At 40.7% G+C, this 18,529-nt stretch carries 17 protein-coding genes; 11 read left to right on the top strand and 6 right to left on the bottom strand.

The features are described from left to right. Positions 1–8 precede the first annotated feature (8 nt). Positions 9–530: a GNAT family N-acetyltransferase gene (locus JWR61_RS01515; protein ID WP_301926102.1), complete on the top strand. Its 522-nt coding sequence runs from the start codon at positions 9–11 to the stop codon at positions 528–530. Between the two features lie 55 nt (positions 531–585). On the opposite strand, the gene JWR61_RS01510 is transcribed toward JWR61_RS01515, so the two are convergent. The 3 genes from JWR61_RS01510 to JWR61_RS01500 all read right to left on the bottom strand — a co-directional run bounded on the left by JWR61_RS01510 (position 586) and on the right by JWR61_RS01500 (position 3,143). Beyond that, a complete protein-coding gene (locus tag JWR61_RS01510; protein ID WP_301926101.1) occupies positions 586–1,221 on the bottom strand; it encodes a response regulator transcription factor in 636 nt (211 codons plus the stop codon). 127 nt (positions 1,222–1,348) lie between these two features. Continuing rightward, positions 1,349–1,963 (bottom strand): 16S rRNA (guanine(527)-N(7))-methyltransferase RsmG, encoded by a 615-nt coding sequence (gene rsmG / locus JWR61_RS01505; RefSeq protein ID WP_301926100.1) that lies wholly within the window; start codon positions 1,961–1,963, stop codon positions 1,349–1,351. 46 nt (positions 1,964–2,009) lie between these two features. Then, positions 2,010–3,143 carry a glycosyltransferase gene (locus tag JWR61_RS01500; RefSeq protein ID WP_301926099.1) on the bottom strand — a complete coding sequence of 378 codons (1,134 nt, stop codon included), beginning with the start codon at positions 3,141–3,143 and terminating at the stop codon, positions 2,010–2,012. A gap of 217 nt (positions 3,144–3,360) precedes the next feature. Here JWR61_RS01500 and tgt point away from each other — a divergent pair, with 217 nt between their 5' ends. The 3 genes from tgt (at position 3,361) to JWR61_RS01485 (ending at position 6,637) form a co-directional block, all read left to right on the top strand. Then, on the top strand, positions 3,361–4,500 hold the full coding sequence (gene tgt / locus JWR61_RS01495) for a tRNA guanosine(34) transglycosylase Tgt (RefSeq protein ID WP_301926098.1): 1,140 nt from the start codon (positions 3,361–3,363) through the stop codon (positions 4,498–4,500). Positions 4,501–4,704: 204 nt separating this feature from the next. Next, positions 4,705–5,415, top strand: a complete 711-nt coding sequence (locus JWR61_RS01490) for an OmpA family protein (protein ID WP_290336949.1) — start codon at positions 4,705–4,707, stop codon at positions 5,413–5,415. 130 nt (positions 5,416–5,545) lie between these two features. Then, positions 5,546–6,637 (top strand): LptF/LptG family permease, encoded by a 1,092-nt coding sequence (locus tag JWR61_RS01485; RefSeq protein ID WP_290336948.1) that lies wholly within the window; start codon positions 5,546–5,548, stop codon positions 6,635–6,637. Positions 6,638–6,678: 41 nt separating this feature from the next. On the opposite strand, the gene proC is transcribed toward JWR61_RS01485, so the two are convergent. Together proC and purL are read right to left on the bottom strand one after the other, a co-directional pair. Next, a complete protein-coding gene (proC, locus tag JWR61_RS01480) occupies positions 6,679–7,473 on the bottom strand; it encodes a pyrroline-5-carboxylate reductase (protein WP_301926097.1) in 795 nt (264 codons plus the stop codon). Between the two features lie 10 nt (positions 7,474–7,483). Continuing rightward, positions 7,484–9,721, bottom strand: coding sequence for a phosphoribosylformylglycinamidine synthase subunit PurL (gene purL, locus JWR61_RS01475; protein ID WP_301926096.1), 2,238 nt, complete (start codon positions 9,719–9,721; stop codon positions 7,484–7,486). Between the two features lie 101 nt (positions 9,722–9,822). Between purL and JWR61_RS01470 the strand changes: the two genes are divergently transcribed. From JWR61_RS01470 to lpxB, 3 genes are all read left to right on the top strand, one after another. Next, positions 9,823–11,085 carry a hypothetical protein gene (locus tag JWR61_RS01470; RefSeq protein WP_301926095.1) on the top strand — a complete coding sequence of 421 codons (1,263 nt, stop codon included), beginning with the start codon at positions 9,823–9,825 and terminating at the stop codon, positions 11,083–11,085. 111 nt (positions 11,086–11,196) lie between these two features. Further along, positions 11,197–13,389, top strand: a complete 2,193-nt coding sequence (locus tag JWR61_RS01465) for a glutamine synthetase III (RefSeq protein ID WP_290336943.1) — start codon at positions 11,197–11,199, stop codon at positions 13,387–13,389. A gap of 211 nt (positions 13,390–13,600) precedes the next feature. After that, positions 13,601–14,737 (top strand): lipid-A-disaccharide synthase, encoded by a 1,137-nt coding sequence (gene lpxB / locus JWR61_RS01460; protein WP_301926094.1) that lies wholly within the window; start codon positions 13,601–13,603, stop codon positions 14,735–14,737. Here lpxB and JWR61_RS01455 read toward each other — a convergent pair. Continuing rightward, positions 14,723–14,887, bottom strand: coding sequence for a DUF6728 family protein (locus JWR61_RS01455; protein WP_301926093.1), 165 nt, complete (start codon positions 14,885–14,887; stop codon positions 14,723–14,725). The genes lpxB and JWR61_RS01455 overlap by 15 nt on opposite strands. Before the next feature lie 128 nt (positions 14,888–15,015). On the opposite strand from JWR61_RS01455, the gene msrB reads away from it, so the two are divergent. From msrB to JWR61_RS01435, 4 genes are all read left to right on the top strand, one after another. Continuing rightward, the gene (gene msrB, locus JWR61_RS01450) at positions 15,016–15,495 is read left to right on the top strand and encodes a peptide-methionine (R)-S-oxide reductase MsrB (protein WP_301926092.1); all 480 of its coding nucleotides are present in this window, start codon (positions 15,016–15,018) and stop codon (positions 15,493–15,495) included. A 199-nt stretch (positions 15,496–15,694) separates the two neighbouring features. Beyond that, complete coding sequence (locus JWR61_RS01445) at positions 15,695–16,417, top strand: cytochrome b/b6 domain-containing protein (RefSeq protein WP_301926091.1); 723 nt, start codon at positions 15,695–15,697, stop codon at positions 16,415–16,417. Positions 16,418–16,421: 4 nt separating this feature from the next. Next, positions 16,422–17,180 carry a molybdopterin-dependent oxidoreductase gene (locus JWR61_RS01440; RefSeq protein WP_301926090.1) on the top strand — a complete coding sequence of 253 codons (759 nt, stop codon included), beginning with the start codon at positions 16,422–16,424 and terminating at the stop codon, positions 17,178–17,180. A gap of 68 nt (positions 17,181–17,248) precedes the next feature. After that, entirely contained in the window at positions 17,249–18,517 is a 1,269-nt protein-coding gene (locus tag JWR61_RS01435; protein ID WP_301926089.1) for a PAS domain-containing sensor histidine kinase, read from the top strand. Positions 18,518–18,529 lie beyond the last annotated feature (12 nt).

Below are 18,529 nucleotides of genomic sequence, written 5' to 3'. Positions count from 1 at the left end.
ATTTTATTATGGAGATAACTATCAGGAGGATTTTATTACAGGATGCGCCGGTGCTGGCTAAAATTGCGAGGCAAACATTTTATGATACTTTTACCGGCACCTGCACGGAAGAAGATATGCAGCTTTACCTGGAACAATATTATAACCTGCCACAGGTTGAGGCTGAACTGAGTGATGAAAGGGATATGTTTTTTTTTGCAGAGGTAAACGGAGAGCCGGTTGGATATATCCGTTTTATGGAAGATTACAGAAGCTGGGCAGAAGTAAAAAAATGGAAATCGCTTGAGCTGAAAAGGTTGTATGTTATAAAAGAGTTTCACGGGAAAAAAATAGCGCAGCAGTTAATGGATTTTTACCAGGATTACGCAATCAAACACCAGTACAAATGTTTGTGGCTGGGTGTTTGGGAGCACAACATGCGGGCGCAAAAATTTTATGGTAAATATGGCTTTGCAGACTCTGGCCACAGGCATGATTTCCCCATTGGCAATACACCACAAACAGATAACTGGTTCTGGAAGTTCCTGTAATAAAAAACCTCCTGTTACGGAGGCTCAACTGGTTGTAAAAGGGCTGTGAAATTTCTTATCGCCCAAAGTATTTATTTACAGCCTGTATGCGGTTGCCTACATGCAGCTTCTCGTAAATATGGTAAACATGTTTGCGCACTGTTTGCGAACTGATAAATAATTCTTCTCCAATTTCTTTATACAGCAAGCCTTTGGATAAAGCAATCAATATCTCTACTTCTCTTTTTGATAGTGTGTCCAGCGAATCATTTGTAACAGCCACCGTAGGTTTATTCTTAAATGCAGCAACAACCTTACTTGCAATCTGGCTGCTCATCGGCGCACCACCTTCACTTAATTCTTTAATGGCGTTTAATAACTTGTCGGGCGTGGTTTTCTTCAGCACATAACCACTTGCCCCTGCACTCAATGCCTCAAAAATTTTCTCGTCTTCCTCATATACCGTGCACATCATAAAAAGAATCTGCGGGTAATTTTCTTTTAAAATTTTCACGCATTCTATCCCGTTCATTCCACCCAGGTTAATGTCCATTAAAACAATTTCCGGATTCAAAATGGGGATTTTTACAAGGGCTTCTTCACCGTTAACGCAGGAGCCGGCCAAAGAACATCCTTCAGCCATAGTAATGATTTGTTCCAGCGCCTGCCGGATATCATTGTTGTCTTCTACTATTGCTACAGATATATTCATCGATCACAAAGGTTGCTAAAAAATCATACAATTCCATACCCTAAAGTGGTAGTTTTTTTGCAGGTTGCGAAGCATTTCCGGTATTGAGACAATTTGTCTTTTTTAAAAGAATTTATGCATTCAATTATTATAACGGAACATGCAGTAAAAATTTTTCTTTAAAGAAAGGTTCAGTAAAAATTTTATCAATTTCCCAAACCCTTGGCCTGCATTTGCTTTCGGATATCTCTTGCGTAAGGTCTCCTCCCTTAAGGCAAATAAGCCCATTAGGCGATACTCCCTTTTTTAAAAGTGGTTTTGCCCACCACCATAAATCTTTTAACGGCGCTACTGCCCTCGATACCACTACATCAAATTTTCTGTTCTTAATATCTTCTGCCCTTGTATGTTGTACTGACAGGTTTTTAAGACCAATAGCAGCGGCAATTTCATTAGCCACTTTTAATTTTTTATTGATGCTGTCTACCAGGTGAAATTGAGTATCGGGGAAAAAAATAGCCAACGGTACTCCCGGAAATCCGCCACCACTGCCGAGATCCATAATTTCACTGCCAGCTTTAAACTCAAACTGGGTTGCTATTGCGAGAGAATGCAATACATGGTGCTCGTAAAAATTATCAATATCCTTGCGGGAAATGACATTGATTTTCTCGTTCCATTCTTTATATAAATCTTTCAAAGCGGCAAATTGCTGCAGCTGCTCTTCTGTAAAATCGGCGAAATAGTTGGTGATTGTATCCATGTTAAAAAAGATAAATTCCCTTAATTTTTATAGTGCTAAAATGTTTTTAATTCCAGGCCTGTTTTGGTTTTTTTATTAAGGCCACTGAAAACAGCAGGTAATGAAAAAACATCCAGATATCAAAAAATAGTAACCAGCTATAAAGGTCTTGTTCCTGCAACTTTTTCATGGCAGGATAAAATACAAATAACTGAGTTATAAAGCGAATACCAAATACCAGCAGGCTCAGCTTCCAGCTGAAAACGATGCAGCTTACTACCAGTAAAGGGAAAAAGATAAAATGGGAAAACGAGTAAAGACCCAATAGGAATTTGTGCAATGGCTTGTAATACTTTCCTGTTGTGTAATGGCGGTTCTTTTGTTTTATCCAGCTGGGCCAGGTATTCACCGGCTCGCTTAAGGTAAAAGTTTCCGGATCAATATTAATCTTTGTATTGAATTTGTTCGCTGCAATGTTGATAAAAAGATCATCATCGCCGCTGGGTATATTGTTGTGAGATGAAAAGCCTTTGTGCCTGAAAAAGATTGTCTTTTTATAACTCAAATTTCTGCCCACGCCCATGTAGGGAACACCAGCCAGGGCGTAGGTAAAATATTGCAGGGCGGTGTGGAATGTTTCCCATCTCACCAGTTTATTCAAGACCCCCTTTTTTTTGTAATAGGCACCATAACCCAATACAATTTCAGTATTGTCGTCGTACGTTTGCTGCATTCCTTCTATCCAGTTTTCGGTGGCGGGTACGCAATCGGCATCTGTCAGTAAAACAATTTCGTGTTTGGCTGTTTTAATGCCAATGCTTAACGGAAATTTTTTTCCGGTGATCATCTTTGCTTCCTGCTTCAGCTCAATAACATGCAGTTGGCGAAACGTCTTTTCAAATTCCTCCAGCAGGTACCTGCTGTCATCAAAAGAGTTATCATCCACCACAATCACTTCATGGTTAACCGGGTACTTTTGCACCAGGGCTCCGGGTAAATTTTTTGCAAGATTAGCCGCTTCATCCCTTGCACAAATAATTACCGAAACCGGATTTTTTTGAATGTATTGCCCGGCAGTTGGTTTGTAGGATGCGAGCCTGGTAAAGAAAAAAAGGTAATAAAATAGCTGAATAAAAGCAATGGCACAAAATATAATAAAAATAATGCCGTGCCAGTGCATTAACAGTTGGTTAAGGTTCATAAGCGCAAAAGTAATACTAAAATAAGTGTTGAAACATGGCGGGCAAGGATAAATAATTCGCCCGATATTCTGTCTTGGATTTATAAAATTCGAAAAAAGTATAAGACCGTTGATATACAACGAAGTTATAAACAGCCCATATTATTAGCTGGTGTATTTAATGTATCAATAAACAATAATTTTGCCTGCCACCCGGTTTGGGCAAAATGGCTTTTTTATGGCAGCACTGCAATTTGAATTACAGCATACAGATTCCGCAACAAAAGCGAGAACAGGAAGGATAACAACAGATCATGGAGAAATATTAACACCCATCTTTATGCCTGTTGGTACAGCTGGCAGTGTAAAAGCAGTAACCCAGCAACAATTAAACACCGAAGTAAAAGCGCAGATTATTTTGGGCAATACTTATCATTTATATCTGCGGCCAGGCCTGGAAGTACTGGAAGCTGCAGGCGGGTTGCACCAGTTTAACGGCTGGCATAAACCCATATTAACCGACAGCGGCGGTTACCAGGTTTTCTCGCTGGCCAATAACAGGAAATTGACTGAAGAAGGTGCTTTGTTTCAGAGCCATATTGATGGCAGCAAACATTTGTTTAGCCCGGAAAAAGTAATGGACATTCAGCGTATTATAGGCGGAGATATTATTATGGCTTTTGACGAATGTCCGCCTTACCCAAGTGAATATGTCTATGCAAAAAAAAGTATGGAACTCACACATCGCTGGCTGCAACGGTGCTTTACCCGTTTCAATGAAACACCTGACAGATACGGCTATACGCAGAATTTATTCCCGATTATACAAGGCAGCATTTATAAAGATCTGCGAACGGCATCAGCAGAATTTATCGCCTCGCAAAATGCTTCAGGCAATGCAATTGGCGGACTGAGCGTGGGCGAGCCGATGGAAATGATGTATGAATTTACGGAGCATTGCTGCGATATTTTACCAGTACAAAAACCGCGTTACCTGATGGGCGTGGGCACTCCCTGGAATATACTGGAATGTATAGCGCTGGGGGTTGATATGTTTGACTGCGTAATGCCTACCCGCAACGGGCGCAACGCCATGCTATTTACCAGCAAGGGAATTATCAATATCGACAATAAGAAATGGGAAAAAGACTTTTCATCCATTGATGATGGTATTGATTGCGAAATGAGCAACTACTACACAAAAAGTTATTTAAGGCATTTAATGAAATCTAAAGAATACCTTGGTCTTACCATTGCAAGTGTGCATAACCTGGCATTTTATCTCTGGCTGGTAACCGAGGCCCGCAACCATATTGCAGCGGGCGATTTTAAAAGCTGGAAAGAAGCCATGGTTGTACAATTGCAGCACCGGCTATAATTGTCCAGACCCGCTTTAATAAAAGCTAATATTTGCAATGCGGTATAAGAGGGCGATGCAACAATGCACCACATTGCTTCTTAGCCCGGACCAAAATAATTTGCAATTGAGTTGTAAAAAAACAAGGTATGTTACACAATAATTGAGTTTTTGGAGCGTATACCAAAAAAATTATCTTTAAAGGATAATCAAATCAACTTCAGGATGGCAAAACAATTTTATTATTTACTGATAGCAATGGCAATTCCTTTTGCTGTGATGGCACAAGTGCCGGCGGCGCCAATGAATTTGCCTAAAGATGCACCGGTAAATGTTACGATATCAGATGCAAAAAGTGGTAACCTGCTTGCCAGTGAAATAGTGGTTTTTAAAAGCCGTGCCAACGGAACTGAGTTCCAGGGGCTATCAGATTCTACGGGCAAATTTTCTCTGCGGCTTCCCAACGGAAGCAAATATGATATTTATATTTTAGGATTTCATGATTCTACCAGTTACAATGTACTTGATATACCTGCCTTAAAAGATAACCAGTACTACAAAAACCCTTTTAACGTGGATATACAGTTTGAGGCGCCGAAATCTTTTGTGCTGGATAATTGTACATTTGAAACTGGCAAAGCCACGTTGCAACCCGAAGCTTATACAGTACTGGATGAACTGGTAGAATACCTGAAAAGAAAAGAGGATGAAAAAATTGAAGTGGGCGGGCACACCGACAATGTAGGAAAGCCGGATGCCAATATGATTTTATCTGGCAACCGTGCAAATACAGTAAGGGCTTATCTTTTAACCAAGGGTATTGCACCGGAAAGAGTTACTTCCAAAGGCTATGGGATGACGGTACCAATTGCTGAAAATACAACTGCTGAAGGCAGGGCGCTCAATCGCCGGACCGAAGTGAAAATAATTGAGTAAATAACCAATGCATTTTTAAAAGGAGCAGCTTAATTGCTGTTCCTTTTTTTTATGCCGCTAATATTTCACAAAACTTTACTGCCTGCATTTTACTGCCTGCTGGTTTTAAGTTAGTTTTGCGCCAACCGAAATGAAAAAGCTAGATAAGTTTATACTAAAAAATTTTTTAACGACTTTTGTTTTTTGCCTCATACTATTTACAGTAATAGTGGTGGTGATTGATACCAGCGAAAAAACGGATGATTTTCATAAGTCGGGATTGCCGCTTTGGATCATTATCAGGGATTATCATTTTGGTTTTATTCCGCGTATTGACGCCATGCTGTTTCCTTTATTTGTTTTTATTGCAGTAATATTTTTTACGGCAAAAATGGCCGACCGCTCAGAAGTAATTGCTATCCTTAGCAGTGGCGTAAGTTTCAGGCGTTTTTTGGTTCCCTATTGGATTGGTAGTTTTTTGCTGGCGGGCATATTGTGGCTTGCATACCAGTTTGTACTGCCGAATGCCAATACCAAATGGGGCGTGTTCCAGGCAAAATATATAGATGTAAATTTTGGCGGAAATGAAAATAAAGCCTTTATGCAGAACTTCTATTTTCGGATGGATGCCAACACTTATGCTGGTTTGCGTAGTTATGACACGACTAGTAAGACCGGCTCCAATTTTTTTATACAGGAATTTAAGAAAAATGAATTGGTGTACAATTTACGTTGCGAAAATATCAGCTGGGATACTGCCACGAGAAAATGGAAACTCACTAATGTAGAGCAAAGAACATTTGAAGGAGATAAAGAAAGCTTGAGACATAATACATCGCTTTTGGTAGGATACAATTTTAAACCGATGGACCTGCGCCGGGATGAATATCTAAAAGATCGTTTGGCAACCCCCGAATTGAACTACATGATAAAAATGGAAAAAATAAGGGGGTCTGAAGATATTAATTCTTTGCTGGTGGAGCGATACAGCAGGGATGCCATTCCGGCTTCTGTGATTATTTTAACTATTATCGGCGTATCGCTCTCCTCCCGTAAAGTGAGGGGCGGAAGCGGCTTTCATTTAGCAGTAGGCGTTTTACTGAGCGTTTTGTATATTTTATTTGGGCGCTTTGCGCTGGTGTTTGCCACCAAAGGAAATTTTACGCCACTCCTTGCGGCATGGGTGCCAAATATAGTTTTTGGTTTTATAGCCTACTATCTTTATCGCAGGGCGGCCCGATAACAATTCCTTTTCTTTTTTTTGTAGTTAGAAACCAAAGTATTTTATCCCTTTACGATTTTATTGTAACTGGTAGCAATACCTTTTATTAAAGAAGAACTGAAACCCTGGTGTTCCATTTCGTTTAAACCGGCGATGGTACAGCCTTTTGGCGTAGTTACCTTGTCAATTTCCTGCTCTGGATGCGTGCCCTTCTGCAGTAGTAATTCCGCAGCTCCTTTTACGGTTTGTGCAGCAATCAGGTTGGCTGTTACTGCATCAAAACCAATTTCAATACCGCCTTGTATATTGGCGCGAATGTACCGCATGGCAAAGGCGGTACCACATGCACCCAGCACGGTGGCGGCATCCATTAATTTTTCATCAATCATGGCTACTTTACCGAGGTTGGTAAACAGGTCTTTTACATAGGCAGCCTGTGCATCCGTGGCATTGCTCACACTAATGCAGGTGATGCTTTCCTGTATGGCGATGGCCGTATTGGGCATGGCCCGAAAGACAGGCAATTTCTTTTTGATGATGCCTTCAATATCGCTGGTAGCAACACCGGTTACAACAGATACCAGCATATGTTTGCCGGTGAGTTCTTTTTTAAAACCATTTACGACATCGCTTACCTGGAACGGTTTGATAGCAAGAATGACCAGCTCACTGCCGCGTACCGCTGCTGCATTATCGCTGGTAACGTGCACGCCTTTGCCTTCCAGTTCTTTTAAAGTGGCCAGGTTTCTTTTTGTAATCGTTATATCCGAAGGTTTACAAAATTTACTTTTGATCAACCCTTCGGCGATAGCGGTTCCTAAATTTCCTCCGCCGATAATGGCAATTTTTTTGCTCATGGGATTTATTTTATAAGGCAGTTAAAGCCTGTTCACTTTCATGGCCCGCCAGCAGGTTACCGATGGCATTATCATATTTATATTTCCAACTACTGAAGCTGCCCCAATTTTCTCCGTCAATTGTTATGTCACTTTCGGTCACAGTACCCAGCTTTTCAAAACCAATTGTTGCCGCAGATAATAAAGATTCAACCGCACCTGATTTGTCTGCAGCAACAGAAACTACTACACGGCTTTGCGCTTCACCAAAAAGATAAGCGTCTTTGCGAATGCCTTCTTTTGTAGTAACATTATAACCGAGATCATTGTTAAAGCCGCTTTCAGTTAGGGTTACAAACAAACCGCCTTCGCTGACATCGTGTGCAGATAAAATCAATTTATCCTTGATCAGTTGCTGTATGGCTTGTTGTAAATTAAATTCTTCGTCGAGCTCAAAATGTGGTGCCGGGCTAAATTCTACTCCATGAATTTTATGCAGGTATTCCGAAGAGTTAATATCATCCCTGCTAACTCCGATCATATAAATTACATCACCAGCTGTTTTAAAATTCATTGTCATTTTATCATCAGCGCTGTCTAATACACCCACCATACCGATAGTAGGAGTAGGGTATACAGGTCCTTCAGGAGCCTGGTTGTAAAAACTTACATTACCACCGGTTACAGGCGTATTGAATTTTATACAGGCAGCACCCATGCCCTTGATAGCATGCACGAACTGGTAATATACTTCGGGGTTATAAGGGTTGCCAAAGTTTAAGCAGTTGGTAACACCCAGCGGTTCACCACCACTGCAAACGATATTGCGGGCAGCTTCTGCTACGGCTATCATAGCCCCTTTGTAGGGATCTGCAAAAGTGTACCGGCTGTTGCAATCTGTTGTAAGCGCCAATGCCTTGTTGGTTGGTTTTGCCACAACAATTGCAGCATCACTTGGAGCATTGGTACTTGCTGTACCTGCACCTACCATACTATCATATTGTGTATAAACCCAGCGCTTGCTGGCTATATTTGGTATTTGAATCAGCTGTTCAGCAATGGCTTTTAAGTCGGAAGGAACAGCGATGGAACCAGCATCGAAAGCATTTACTTTTTGCAGGTATTCCGGTTCTTTATATTCTCTTTCATATTGTGGTGCACCGCCACCCAACACCAGTTCCTGTGCGGGTAGTTCAGCTTCCAGTATACCATTCATATAAAATTTCAGCAGGCCGTCACCGGTTACTTCTCCAATTTCGCTGCAGGGCAAATCCCATTTTTCAAATACTTCCAGCACGGCTGCCTCCTTGCCTTTTTGCACCACCATCAGCATCCGTTCCTGGCTTTCGCTTAACAGCAGTTCCCATGTTTTCATATTCTGCTGGCGCATGGGTACTTTATCCAGATCTATCCGCATGCCTGAATTTCCTTTGGCACTCATTTCTGCGGTAGAGCAAATAATTCCTGCCGCACCCATATCCTGCATACCTACTATAGCACCTGTTTTGATTACTTCCAGGCAAGCCTCGAGTAACTTCTTTTCCTGGAAAGGATCTCCTACCTGAACAGCAGGTAAATCTTCAGCACTGTCGGCCGTAATATTAGCAGATGCAAAAGATGCTCCGCCAATACCATCTTTACCGGTGGCGCTTCCTACAAAAAAAACGGGATTGCCGTTTCCTTCAGCAGTTGCAGAAATAGTGGTACCATTTTTTAATATACCCACGCTCATGGCATTTACCAGCGGGTTGGTATGATAACAATCTTCAAAATAAATTTCGCCACCAACTGTTGGTACGCCAAAGCAGTTGCCGTAATGACCAATACCGTGTACAACTCCAGCCAGTAAATGTTGTGTTTTAGCTTCGGCCAAATTGCCGAACCTCAGTGAATTTAAAGAAGCGATGGGTCTTGCACCCATGGTAAATATATCGCGGTGAATACCACCTACACCTGTTGCCGCCCCCTGGAAAGGCTCAATGGCACTTGGGTGATTGTGACTTTCAATTTTAAACACTACACCGTAACCGTCCCCAATATCCATCAGGCCGGCATTTTCTTCACCTGCTTTTACAAGCATTTTTTCTCCGTCACGGGGCAGGGTTTTTAACCACTTGATGGAGTTCTTGTAACTGCAATGCTCGCTCCACATGGCGCTGAAGCAACACAGCTCATTAAAGTTTGGAGTGCGACCGATCTTTTGTTTGATCAGTTCAAATTCTTCTGCCGTAAGGCGAAGTTCGTTGGCGGTTGAAACTGTTATTTCCATAATTTTTGTAGAAAGTGCGAAAGTACAACCAGTATTTCTTTTTCAGCTTACAATGAATATTTATTATTTTAACTAACTTCCCACATTAAAAAAATGAAGGGTTGAGCTATGTTTTATTTTTAATTTATCTGCTGCTTTTTTCATGGCTGTTAACCAAAAGCCGTTTCATTCTTAATTCCGGGCTGTCTGCAAAAATTATAATCAGTTTATTTATTCTGAAAGTAGTAACGGGTTGTGTGCATGCCTGGATACTGTTGGGTATTAGCAGCGTAGCTGATACGGCTATATTTCATAAAGAGGGCCTGCTGGAATATCACCTGCTTTTTACACATCCCGGCGAGTATTTTACCAACATGTTTCAATCGGGCTACAGTACTGGGTATGCTGGCATGTTTAGCTCAACAAATTCTTACTGGAATGATTTGACCAGTAACCTCATCATTAAATTTTTATCTGTCTGCGATATTTTTACCTTTGGTTATTATTATGTAAATGTAATTTTTTATAACGCTGCTATCTTTTTTGGTGCAATAGGATTGTACCGCGTTTTTAACACTGTTTATCCCGGCAGACAATATCTATTGGTAGTTACCTGTTTTTTACTACCCTCCCTATTATTTTTTAGCAGCACTATTCACAAGGATGGTATCATACTGGCTACGATTGGTATAGCTGTTTTCAATATTTACCAGGCGATACATATATCAGGATTTACTTTGAAGAGGGTATTGTACATTTTTTTGGCCCTTATCCTGATGTTTTTGCAGCGTAATTATGTTTTGCTGGCTTTTTTACCGGCCGCTTTTGCCTGGATTGTTTGCGTAGTTAAAAAATACCCTGCGCTGAAAACCTTTATTATTATTTATATAGCAGGGGCCATCCTCTTTTTTAGTGCAGGCTTGCTGGCACCAGCTTTAAATTTGCCTGAAAAAGTAACCAATAAGCAATGGGCTTTTAACCATCTTCCCGCAGCGGCTACTTATATTAAAGTAGATTCACTTCCGCCCAACTTCAGGGGATTCCTCCTAAATAGTCCGCAGGCATTGAATCACGTATTGCTGAGGCCAGCTTTTTCGGACATTCATTTATCCGGTTCGTTAATTCCTTTGGCGATAGAGCTTTTTTGCTATCAGTTACTAGTACTGTTATTTATTTTTTATAGAAATAAAACAATTGACAAAGATCCTTTTATCTTTTTTGGATATTTTTTCGGGTTTTCAGTATTGCTTATTATTGGATACACCATCCCGGTAATTGGCGCCATTGTCCGATACCGGTCCACTTTCCTTCCTTTTATATTAACCCCTCTTATCTGCGACATAGACTGGGTTAAAATCAGAAGTTCATTTCAAATATTGAAATAATTGCATATTTTGTTTTTTGCATTTTTTTGATAAAAAATCTAAAGTTTTTGAGGTCTGGTTCACGTATTTCGAATTTAAAGCCTATTTTGCAGGTTCTAAATCTAAAAAATAATGCAATCACTTCGTTTTAAAGCAATTGACAATTTGGCAACGGGCCAGGATGTTACTGTAAAAGCATCTACAAAAATTACCGGAATTTTCGGTGAAAATGTATTTACTCATAAAACTGCCCGCCAGTTTTTGAGCGATGAAGCATACAAAAGTTTACTGGCTTCTATAAAAAGCGGTAAAAAAATTGATCGTAATATGGGGAGCCAGATTGCGAACGGTTTAAGAGCCTGGGCAGAAAGCAAAGGTGTTACCCACTACACACACTGGTTTCAGCCATTAACAGATCTTTCTGCAGAAAAACATGACTCGTTTTTTACATTGAAAGGCGATGGTACACCCATCGAAGAATTTGAAGGTGCCGCTTTAATTCAGCAGGAGCCAGATGCATCTTCTTTTCCATCAGGTGGTTTAAGGGCTACTTTTGAAGCCCGTGGTTATACTGCATGGGATCCATCTTCACCACCATTCATTATGGAGATCGGCAATGGTAAAACATTGTGCATTCCTACAATTTTCGTTAGTTATACAGGCGAATCACTGGATGCTAAAACCCCGTTGATTAAAGCTTTGGTAGCCTTGGATAAAGCTGCTGTTGATGTTTGTCAGTATTTTGATAAAAACGTAACTAAGGTAACCGCTACATTAGGATGGGAACAGGAATATTTTGTAATTGACGCGGGCATGGTAAATGCCCGCCCTGACATCGTAATGACAGGTCGTACTGTTTTCGGCCATGCACCTGCAAAAGGACAGCAGCTGGAGGATCATTATTTCGGAGCTATTCCTGAAAGGATTTATGCCTTCATGAGAGATTACGAACAGGAGTCTTATAAATTAGGAATTCCATTACGTACACGTCACAATGAGGTTGCGCCTTCACAATTTGAGTGTGCGCCTATTTTTGAAGAAGCTAACCTGGCGGTTGATCACAACACGTTATTGATGGATGTGATGACAAGGGTAGCTAAACGTCATGGCCTGATTGTATTGTTGCACGAAAAGCCATTTGCCGGTATCAACGGTAGTGGTAAACACAATAACTGGAGCATTGCGACTGATACCGGTGTTAACTTATTAGCACCCGGTAAAACTCCAAAAACCAACCTGATGTTTTTAACGTTCTTCGTTAACACCATTAAAGCGGTACATGACTATGCTGCATTATTAAGAGCATCAATTGCAAGCGCAGGTAACGACCATCGTTTGGGCGCCAACGAAGCACCACCAGCAATCATTTCTATATTCATTGGTAAATACTTAACTGAAGTATTGAACCAGGTTGAAACTCGTGTTGGTGGTAAGTTTGATGAACAGGATGAGGCTATGCTGAAACTGGATATTCATAAAACGATTCCGGAACTGATGCTGGATAACACCGACAGAAACCGTACTTCTCCTTTTGCCTTTACCGGTAATAAGTTTGAGTTTCGTGCGGTAGGTTCTGCGGCCAACTGTGCCAACGCCATGACTGTTTTAAATTCAATTGTTGCTGAAACATTGAAGCAGTTTAAAAAAGATGTTGATGCACATATCGAAAAAGGTGATAAGAAAGAAATCGCCATCATGCAGGTAATTCAAAAATACATTGTTGAAAGTAAAACTGTATTGTTTGAAGGCGACGGTTACAGCGACGAATGGGCTGCAGAAGCTGAAAGGAGAGGTTTACCAAATGTAAAAACTACTCCGCTTGCGCTGGATGCCTACCTTACAGATTTATCAAAAAACCTGTTTGCAAGCAACGAAATATACACGCATGCTGAACTGGAAGCACGCCACGAAATAATGCTGGAAGCGTACATTAAAAAAGTACAGATTGAAGCAAGAACAATGGGTGAGCTGGCTACTTCAGTAATTTTGCCATCGTCGGTAAAATACCAGAATATATTGATTGAAAATATTAACGGCTTAAAGGCTGCTGGTTTACCTCCTGCTTCTTACTCCAACCAGCTAAGTATCCTGGAAGAAATCAGCAATCATATCAACGCGATGAGCACCAGCGTAAGAGATATGATCGAAGCAAGAAAAAAAGCCAATAAAATTACAGATACCAGGGATAAAGCCATTGCTTACTGCGATGATATCAAAGGAAGGCATTTTGACGAAATCCGTTATCATGTAGATAAACTGGAATTGCTGGTTGATGATGCTTACTGGACATTGCCTAAGTACAGGGAAATGTTGTTCTTAAGATAAACAACCTGAATCTTTATCCCTTAGGGGTAAGATTTTTAAAATAGCTGGCAAGCAATCGTAAATGACCCGGATCACATTTGTGACCGGGTTTTTTTATTTCGATGAAACGGTTTATCTCCATAAAATAACGTGTATAAAATATGGTTGCTTAATTGAGGAATCAGTTTTTTTGTAAATGCTATAGGTTAATTTGCAACAGAATTTCACAACTATGCAATACTACATTATAGCGGGCGAAGCAAGCGGCGATCTGCATGGCAGTAATCTTATAAAAGAATTACTGCTGCTGGATAGCAAAGCCAGTATTCGCTGTTGGGGTGGCAATAAGATGGAAGCCGCAGGAGCCAGGCTGGTAAAGCATTACAGGGACCTGGCTTTTATGGGCTTTGCAGAAGTTATTAAAAACCTGCCTACCATTTTTAAGAATTTGGATTTTTGCAAGAAGGATATTCTTGCCTTTAAGCCGGATGCGCTGATATTGATTGACTATCCCGGATTTAATTTGCGCATTGCTGAATGGGCCAAAAAACAGGGCATCAACGTGATCTATTACATTTCTCCGCAAGTATGGGCATGGAAGGAGAGCAGGGTTAAAGGCATAAAAAAATCGGTAGATAAAATGCTTGTCATATTGCCATTTGAAAAAGAATTTTATAAAAAATGGAATTATGAAGTTGAGTATGTTGGCCATCCCCTTGTGCAAGTGATAGATGAGTTTAAGGTGCAACATGCTGCTGAAGCCAGTGTTTATAAGGCCGCTTCCTTTCCAAATAAAGGTGTTAATATTATTGCGCTTTTACCAGGCAGCCGTAAGCAGGAGATTTTAAAAAAGCTACCCATCATGCTGCAGGTTGCGGCAGACTTTCCCGATTATCATTTTGTGGTGGCTAAAGCGCCCGGCCTGGAAGAAGGCTTTTATCATGATTTGCTGGCCCCTTATAAAAATGTGTCATCAGTAGTAAATAAAACATATGAATTACTGAGCGTTGCAAAAGCAGCGTTGGTTACCAGTGGAACCGCCACTTTAGAGACAGCCTTATTTGAAGTGCCGGAAGTAGTTTGCTATAAAGGCAGCGCCGTTTCTTTTCAAATAGCAAAGTGGCTGATCAAAATAAAATACATCTGCCTGGTTAATCTTATCATGAATAAAGAAGTGGTCAGGGAACTGATCCAGGACGAACTTACCGTAACGAATATAACAACAGAATTAAAAAAGATTTTATCAGACACGACGAAAAAACAGCAGCTGCAGAAAGATTATACCTCGCTAAAATCCTTACTCAGTAAGGGTGGTAATGCTTCCGCGAATGCGGCAAAAAGTATTTACACTTACCTAATGCCGCAATAATTTAAATGCCAGTATAATCATAGCCAGCAAAAACAGCAGGATAGATATCCGGTTAATACCGTGCATAAACTTTACTGAAAAATTTTTCGGCGCATCCGGATCTTTTTTCTTCAGGTACAAGTATTGCGCAACCTGGTTCCACACTCCCATAATTTTAGAATTTAGTTATGAAAATAACATTTGAAACTTTATTTTGTTAAAAATGTTAAACGTTTGTTTTATACTCAACCAAGCAAGCGCTTCTTTCGTATCTTTTATAAATTTATAACCATTTTATTATGAAGAACATATTTATTGTTGCCATCGCATTTTTGTTCACCGCCTGCAATGCCCAGACAAAAACCAACAATACATCCGCAGGTAAAAAATTTGCCGTTACAAAAACAGATGAAGAGTGGAAAAAGCAGTTGAGTTCGACTGCCTATGCCGTTACCCGCAAAGAGGGAACAGAACAGGCTTTTACCGGTAAATACTGGGACAATCATGACAAAGGAACTTATAGTTGTATCTGCTGCGGGCAGGAACTTTTCAGCAGTGATACCAAGTTTGAAAGCGGTACCGGCTGGCCCAGCTTTTACCAGCCGGTCAGCAAAGCCAGCATTTTGGATGAGTCGGATAATACTTACGGAATGGATCGTACAAAAGTTACCTGCAGCAGGTGTGGTGCACATTTAGGGCATGTATTTAACGATGGCCCCAAACCCACAGGTTTGCGTTACTGTATCAATTCTGTTGCATTAAATTTTACAAAAAAATAACTCAGACCATATTGAAGGTGAGGTTTTCCAACATTGCTTACTAAGCTGTAAGATTACAAGAAGTCTCAACTCCATGCTTGCCAAAATGTTTCCGGAGGTGAATAAACTTTCAGGGTTTATGAGCTATCAATAAAAATAAAATGTCTCAACGTGTGAAAGGTAAATAAAAAAATCGCTGAATTATCTTACATTGTATAAGATGAAAAGAATTGTACAAAAGCATCCGCTGGCCATTCGCTGGTTCCACTGGATTAATTTTCCTGTGCTGGCTGTTATGATCTGGAGCGGCTTATTAATTTATTGGGCGAACGACGTATATCGTGTCGGATGGGGTAACACAACTGTACTTAAATTTTTTCCTGACTCATTTAACAAGGCGCTTAATATTCCTTTTCGCCTGGCCGAGGGGATGAGTTTTCATTTTGTATTTATGTGGCTTTTTGCCATCAATGGTTTGCTGTATGTTTGTTACCTGTTTTTTTCCGGCGAGTGGAAGCTAATCTTCCCCAATAAAAAATCACTGAAAGAAAGCTGGCAGGTAGTGCTTCATGATTTACATATCCGCAAAGGGTTGCCGCCACAAAAAAAATACAATGCCGCACAACGGGTGGCCTATACCTCAGTTGTTGTTATGGGCCTGGGCTCACTGATTACCGGGCTGGCGATTTATAAACCCGTTCAATTTAAAACGCTCTGCGCTATGCTGGGTGGGTACGAGTGGGCACGCATAGAACATTTTACCCTCACTATTTTATTTACGCTTTTTTTTATGGTGCACATCGTGCAGGTATTGCTGGCAGGCTGGAACAATTTCAGGTCCATGGTGACAGGCTTTGATGTGGTTGGTGACTTACCCAAGATGCAGGCAACAGACGAGAAATCAACAGAAGAGCCGCCATCAGTATCAACACAAACCGTTTAATGTTATGACAAACAAAAGTGAAAAAGTAGTTTCTGCCAAATATGTGCGCAACAGAACCATTGGTGCTTTCGCGGTTTTCTTTTTACTGATAGCTGCAGCGATTGCGGGTTGGCGCTGGCTGAATCATCAGCCGGAAGATAACAGCGTACCCCAGCCTTTGCGTGCAGTGCTGAATGGTAATGAAAAGTTGTTCAGCAATTTTATTTACAGCCCCGGTAACATCAGCAAAACTTACCCGATTTATTACGCTGCACCAAAAGTAAGGGTGAATGGCGATGACGGTTTGGGTGATGACTTTGATGCCGCCGCATGGAAACTGCAGGTGGTAAAATCCCCTGGTGATACATTATTTATTACGCTGGACGAAATAAAGGCAATGCCTAAAACGGATATCATCTTTGATTTTAAATGTATTGAAGGCTGGAGCCAGGTAACGCATTGGGGCGGTGTTAAATTCAGTGATTTTGTAAAGAAGTACAATCTTTCAGACCAAAGTGCTATGCAGTATGTAGGTCTTAATACCCCGGATAAAAAGTATTATGTAGGCATCGATACAAAAAGCATTTTACATCCGCAAACTATACTTTGTTACGAAATGAATGGCAAACCTTTGCCAATGAACCAGGGTTACCCCCTGCGCCTGATTATTCCTGTGAAGTACGGGATCAAACATTTAAAAAGGATCGGCACAATCTTTTTCAGTAACAGCAGACCGAAAGATTACTGGTATGAAAAGGGATATGATTATTATTCTGGATTATGATCATTGCATTTTTATTTTCTAACCCTGTGAGAAAAGGATAGATTAATTTTGCACAAATAATCAGTTCCATGGCCGTTGATGACCTTAAGTTAGCAGTAGAAAAAATTAAGTTTGAAGCGCTTTTTGAGTATGCCTCGCTGGGCATATTGGTGGTAAACCAGCGGGGCGAAATTATCCTTGCCAATTCATTCCTGCTTTCACAATTCGGTTACAGCAACTCTTCGGAGGTGATAGGTAAAACAATGGAAATTCTTATTCCAAAGCGTTTTCACGCTACGCATGTGCACGACAGGAATGAATACATAGCCCAGCCGGAAAGGAGGCCCATGGGAATCGGGATGGATTTATTTGCAGCGAGAAAAGACGGCTCAGAGTTTCCGGTGGAAGTGAGTTTAAATAATTACGAGGCCGCCGGAGAGTCTTTTGTAATTGCATTTATAAGTGATATTACCAAAAGAAAGGAAATAGAAAATGCCACCATTCACCAAAAAGAGCAGCTGGCATTGATCAATAAAAAGATAGAGGAATTTAACAATGACCTGGAACAGCAGGTAGTATTGCGCACAAGCCAGTTGCAGGAAACACTGAATGAGCTGGAAGTTTCGAAAGAAGAATTAATGAAGTCGCTTAGTAAGGAAAAAGAACTGGGCGATCTTAAAAGCAGGTTTGTGTCCATGGCATCGCATGAGTTTCGTACGCCGCTAAGCACCATTCTTTCATCAGCATCACTGGTGTCAAAATATGTAAAAGAAGACGAGCAGGATAAACGGGACAAACACATCAACCGTATCAAATCGGCGGTAAGCAACCTGACTGATATCTTAAACGATTTCCTCTCCATAGGTAAAATTGAAGACGGTAAACTGGCTGCGCATTATTCTCAGTTTAATATCAAAGATCTCATCGGTTCTATATGCAGCGAAATGCGGGGTATTGTAAAAACCGGTCAACAAATTATTTACCAGCACCAGGGTAACGAAACCCTGGTACTGGACCCTTCCCTGTTGCGAAATGTGCTGATCAATTTGCTATCCAATGCAATAAAATTCACCCCTGAAAAAGGCCTTATAAGGGTAAATAGTGAACTGACTGAAAAGCAGTTGTTGCTGGAAGTTACGGATAGTGGTATTGGTATTTCGCAGGAAGATAAAATTCATTTATTTGAACGTTTTTTCCGGGGAACCAATGCAACCAATATCCAGGGAACCGGTTTGGGACTGCATATTGTTGAAAAGTATGTTGAACTGATGAACGGAAATATTGAATGTAAAAGTGAGTTGGAAAAAGGCACTTCCTTTTGTATTTCTTTTGACGTGAATGCTGCAAATTTGACATAACTCTTTATCTTG

Source organism: Ferruginibacter sp. (genome assembly GCF_028288465.1).
Taxonomy (GTDB): domain Bacteria; phylum Bacteroidota; class Bacteroidia; order Chitinophagales; family Chitinophagaceae; genus Ferruginibacter.
Note: the sequence above shows the minus strand (reverse complement) of the source record. Positions and strands in the feature narration are given on the sequence as shown.

Coding starts and splice junctions, on each gene's coding strand:
- JWR61_RS01515 (WP_301926102.1), top strand. CDS start 9: ATGGAGATAACTATCAGGAGGATTTTATTACAGGATGCGCCGGTGCTG.
- JWR61_RS01510 (WP_301926101.1), bottom strand. CDS start 1,221: ATGAATATATCTGTAGCAATAGTAGAAGACAACAATGATATCCGGCAG.
- rsmG (WP_301926100.1), bottom strand. CDS start 1,963: ATGGATACAATCACCAACTATTTCGCCGATTTTACAGAAGAGCAGCTG.
- JWR61_RS01500 (WP_301926099.1), bottom strand. CDS start 3,143: ATGAACCTTAACCAACTGTTAATGCACTGGCACGGCATTATTTTTATT.
- tgt (WP_301926098.1), top strand. CDS start 3,361: ATGGCAGCACTGCAATTTGAATTACAGCATACAGATTCCGCAACAAAA.
- JWR61_RS01490 (WP_290336949.1), top strand. CDS start 4,705: ATGGCAAAACAATTTTATTATTTACTGATAGCAATGGCAATTCCTTTT.
- JWR61_RS01485 (WP_290336948.1), top strand. CDS start 5,546: ATGAAAAAGCTAGATAAGTTTATACTAAAAAATTTTTTAACGACTTTT.
- proC (WP_301926097.1), bottom strand. CDS start 7,473: ATGAGCAAAAAAATTGCCATTATCGGCGGAGGAAATTTAGGAACCGCT.
- purL (WP_301926096.1), bottom strand. CDS start 9,721: ATGGAAATAACAGTTTCAACCGCCAACGAACTTCGCCTTACGGCAGAA.
- JWR61_RS01465 (WP_290336943.1), top strand. CDS start 11,197: ATGCAATCACTTCGTTTTAAAGCAATTGACAATTTGGCAACGGGCCAG.
- lpxB (WP_301926094.1), top strand. CDS start 13,601: ATGCAATACTACATTATAGCGGGCGAAGCAAGCGGCGATCTGCATGGC.
- JWR61_RS01455 (WP_301926093.1), bottom strand. CDS start 14,887: ATGGGAGTGTGGAACCAGGTTGCGCAATACTTGTACCTGAAGAAAAAA.
- msrB (WP_301926092.1), top strand. CDS start 15,016: ATGAAGAACATATTTATTGTTGCCATCGCATTTTTGTTCACCGCCTGC.
- JWR61_RS01445 (WP_301926091.1), top strand. CDS start 15,695: ATGAAAAGAATTGTACAAAAGCATCCGCTGGCCATTCGCTGGTTCCAC.
- JWR61_RS01440 (WP_301926090.1), top strand. CDS start 16,422: ATGACAAACAAAAGTGAAAAAGTAGTTTCTGCCAAATATGTGCGCAAC.
- JWR61_RS01435 (WP_301926089.1), top strand. CDS start 17,249: ATGGCCGTTGATGACCTTAAGTTAGCAGTAGAAAAAATTAAGTTTGAA.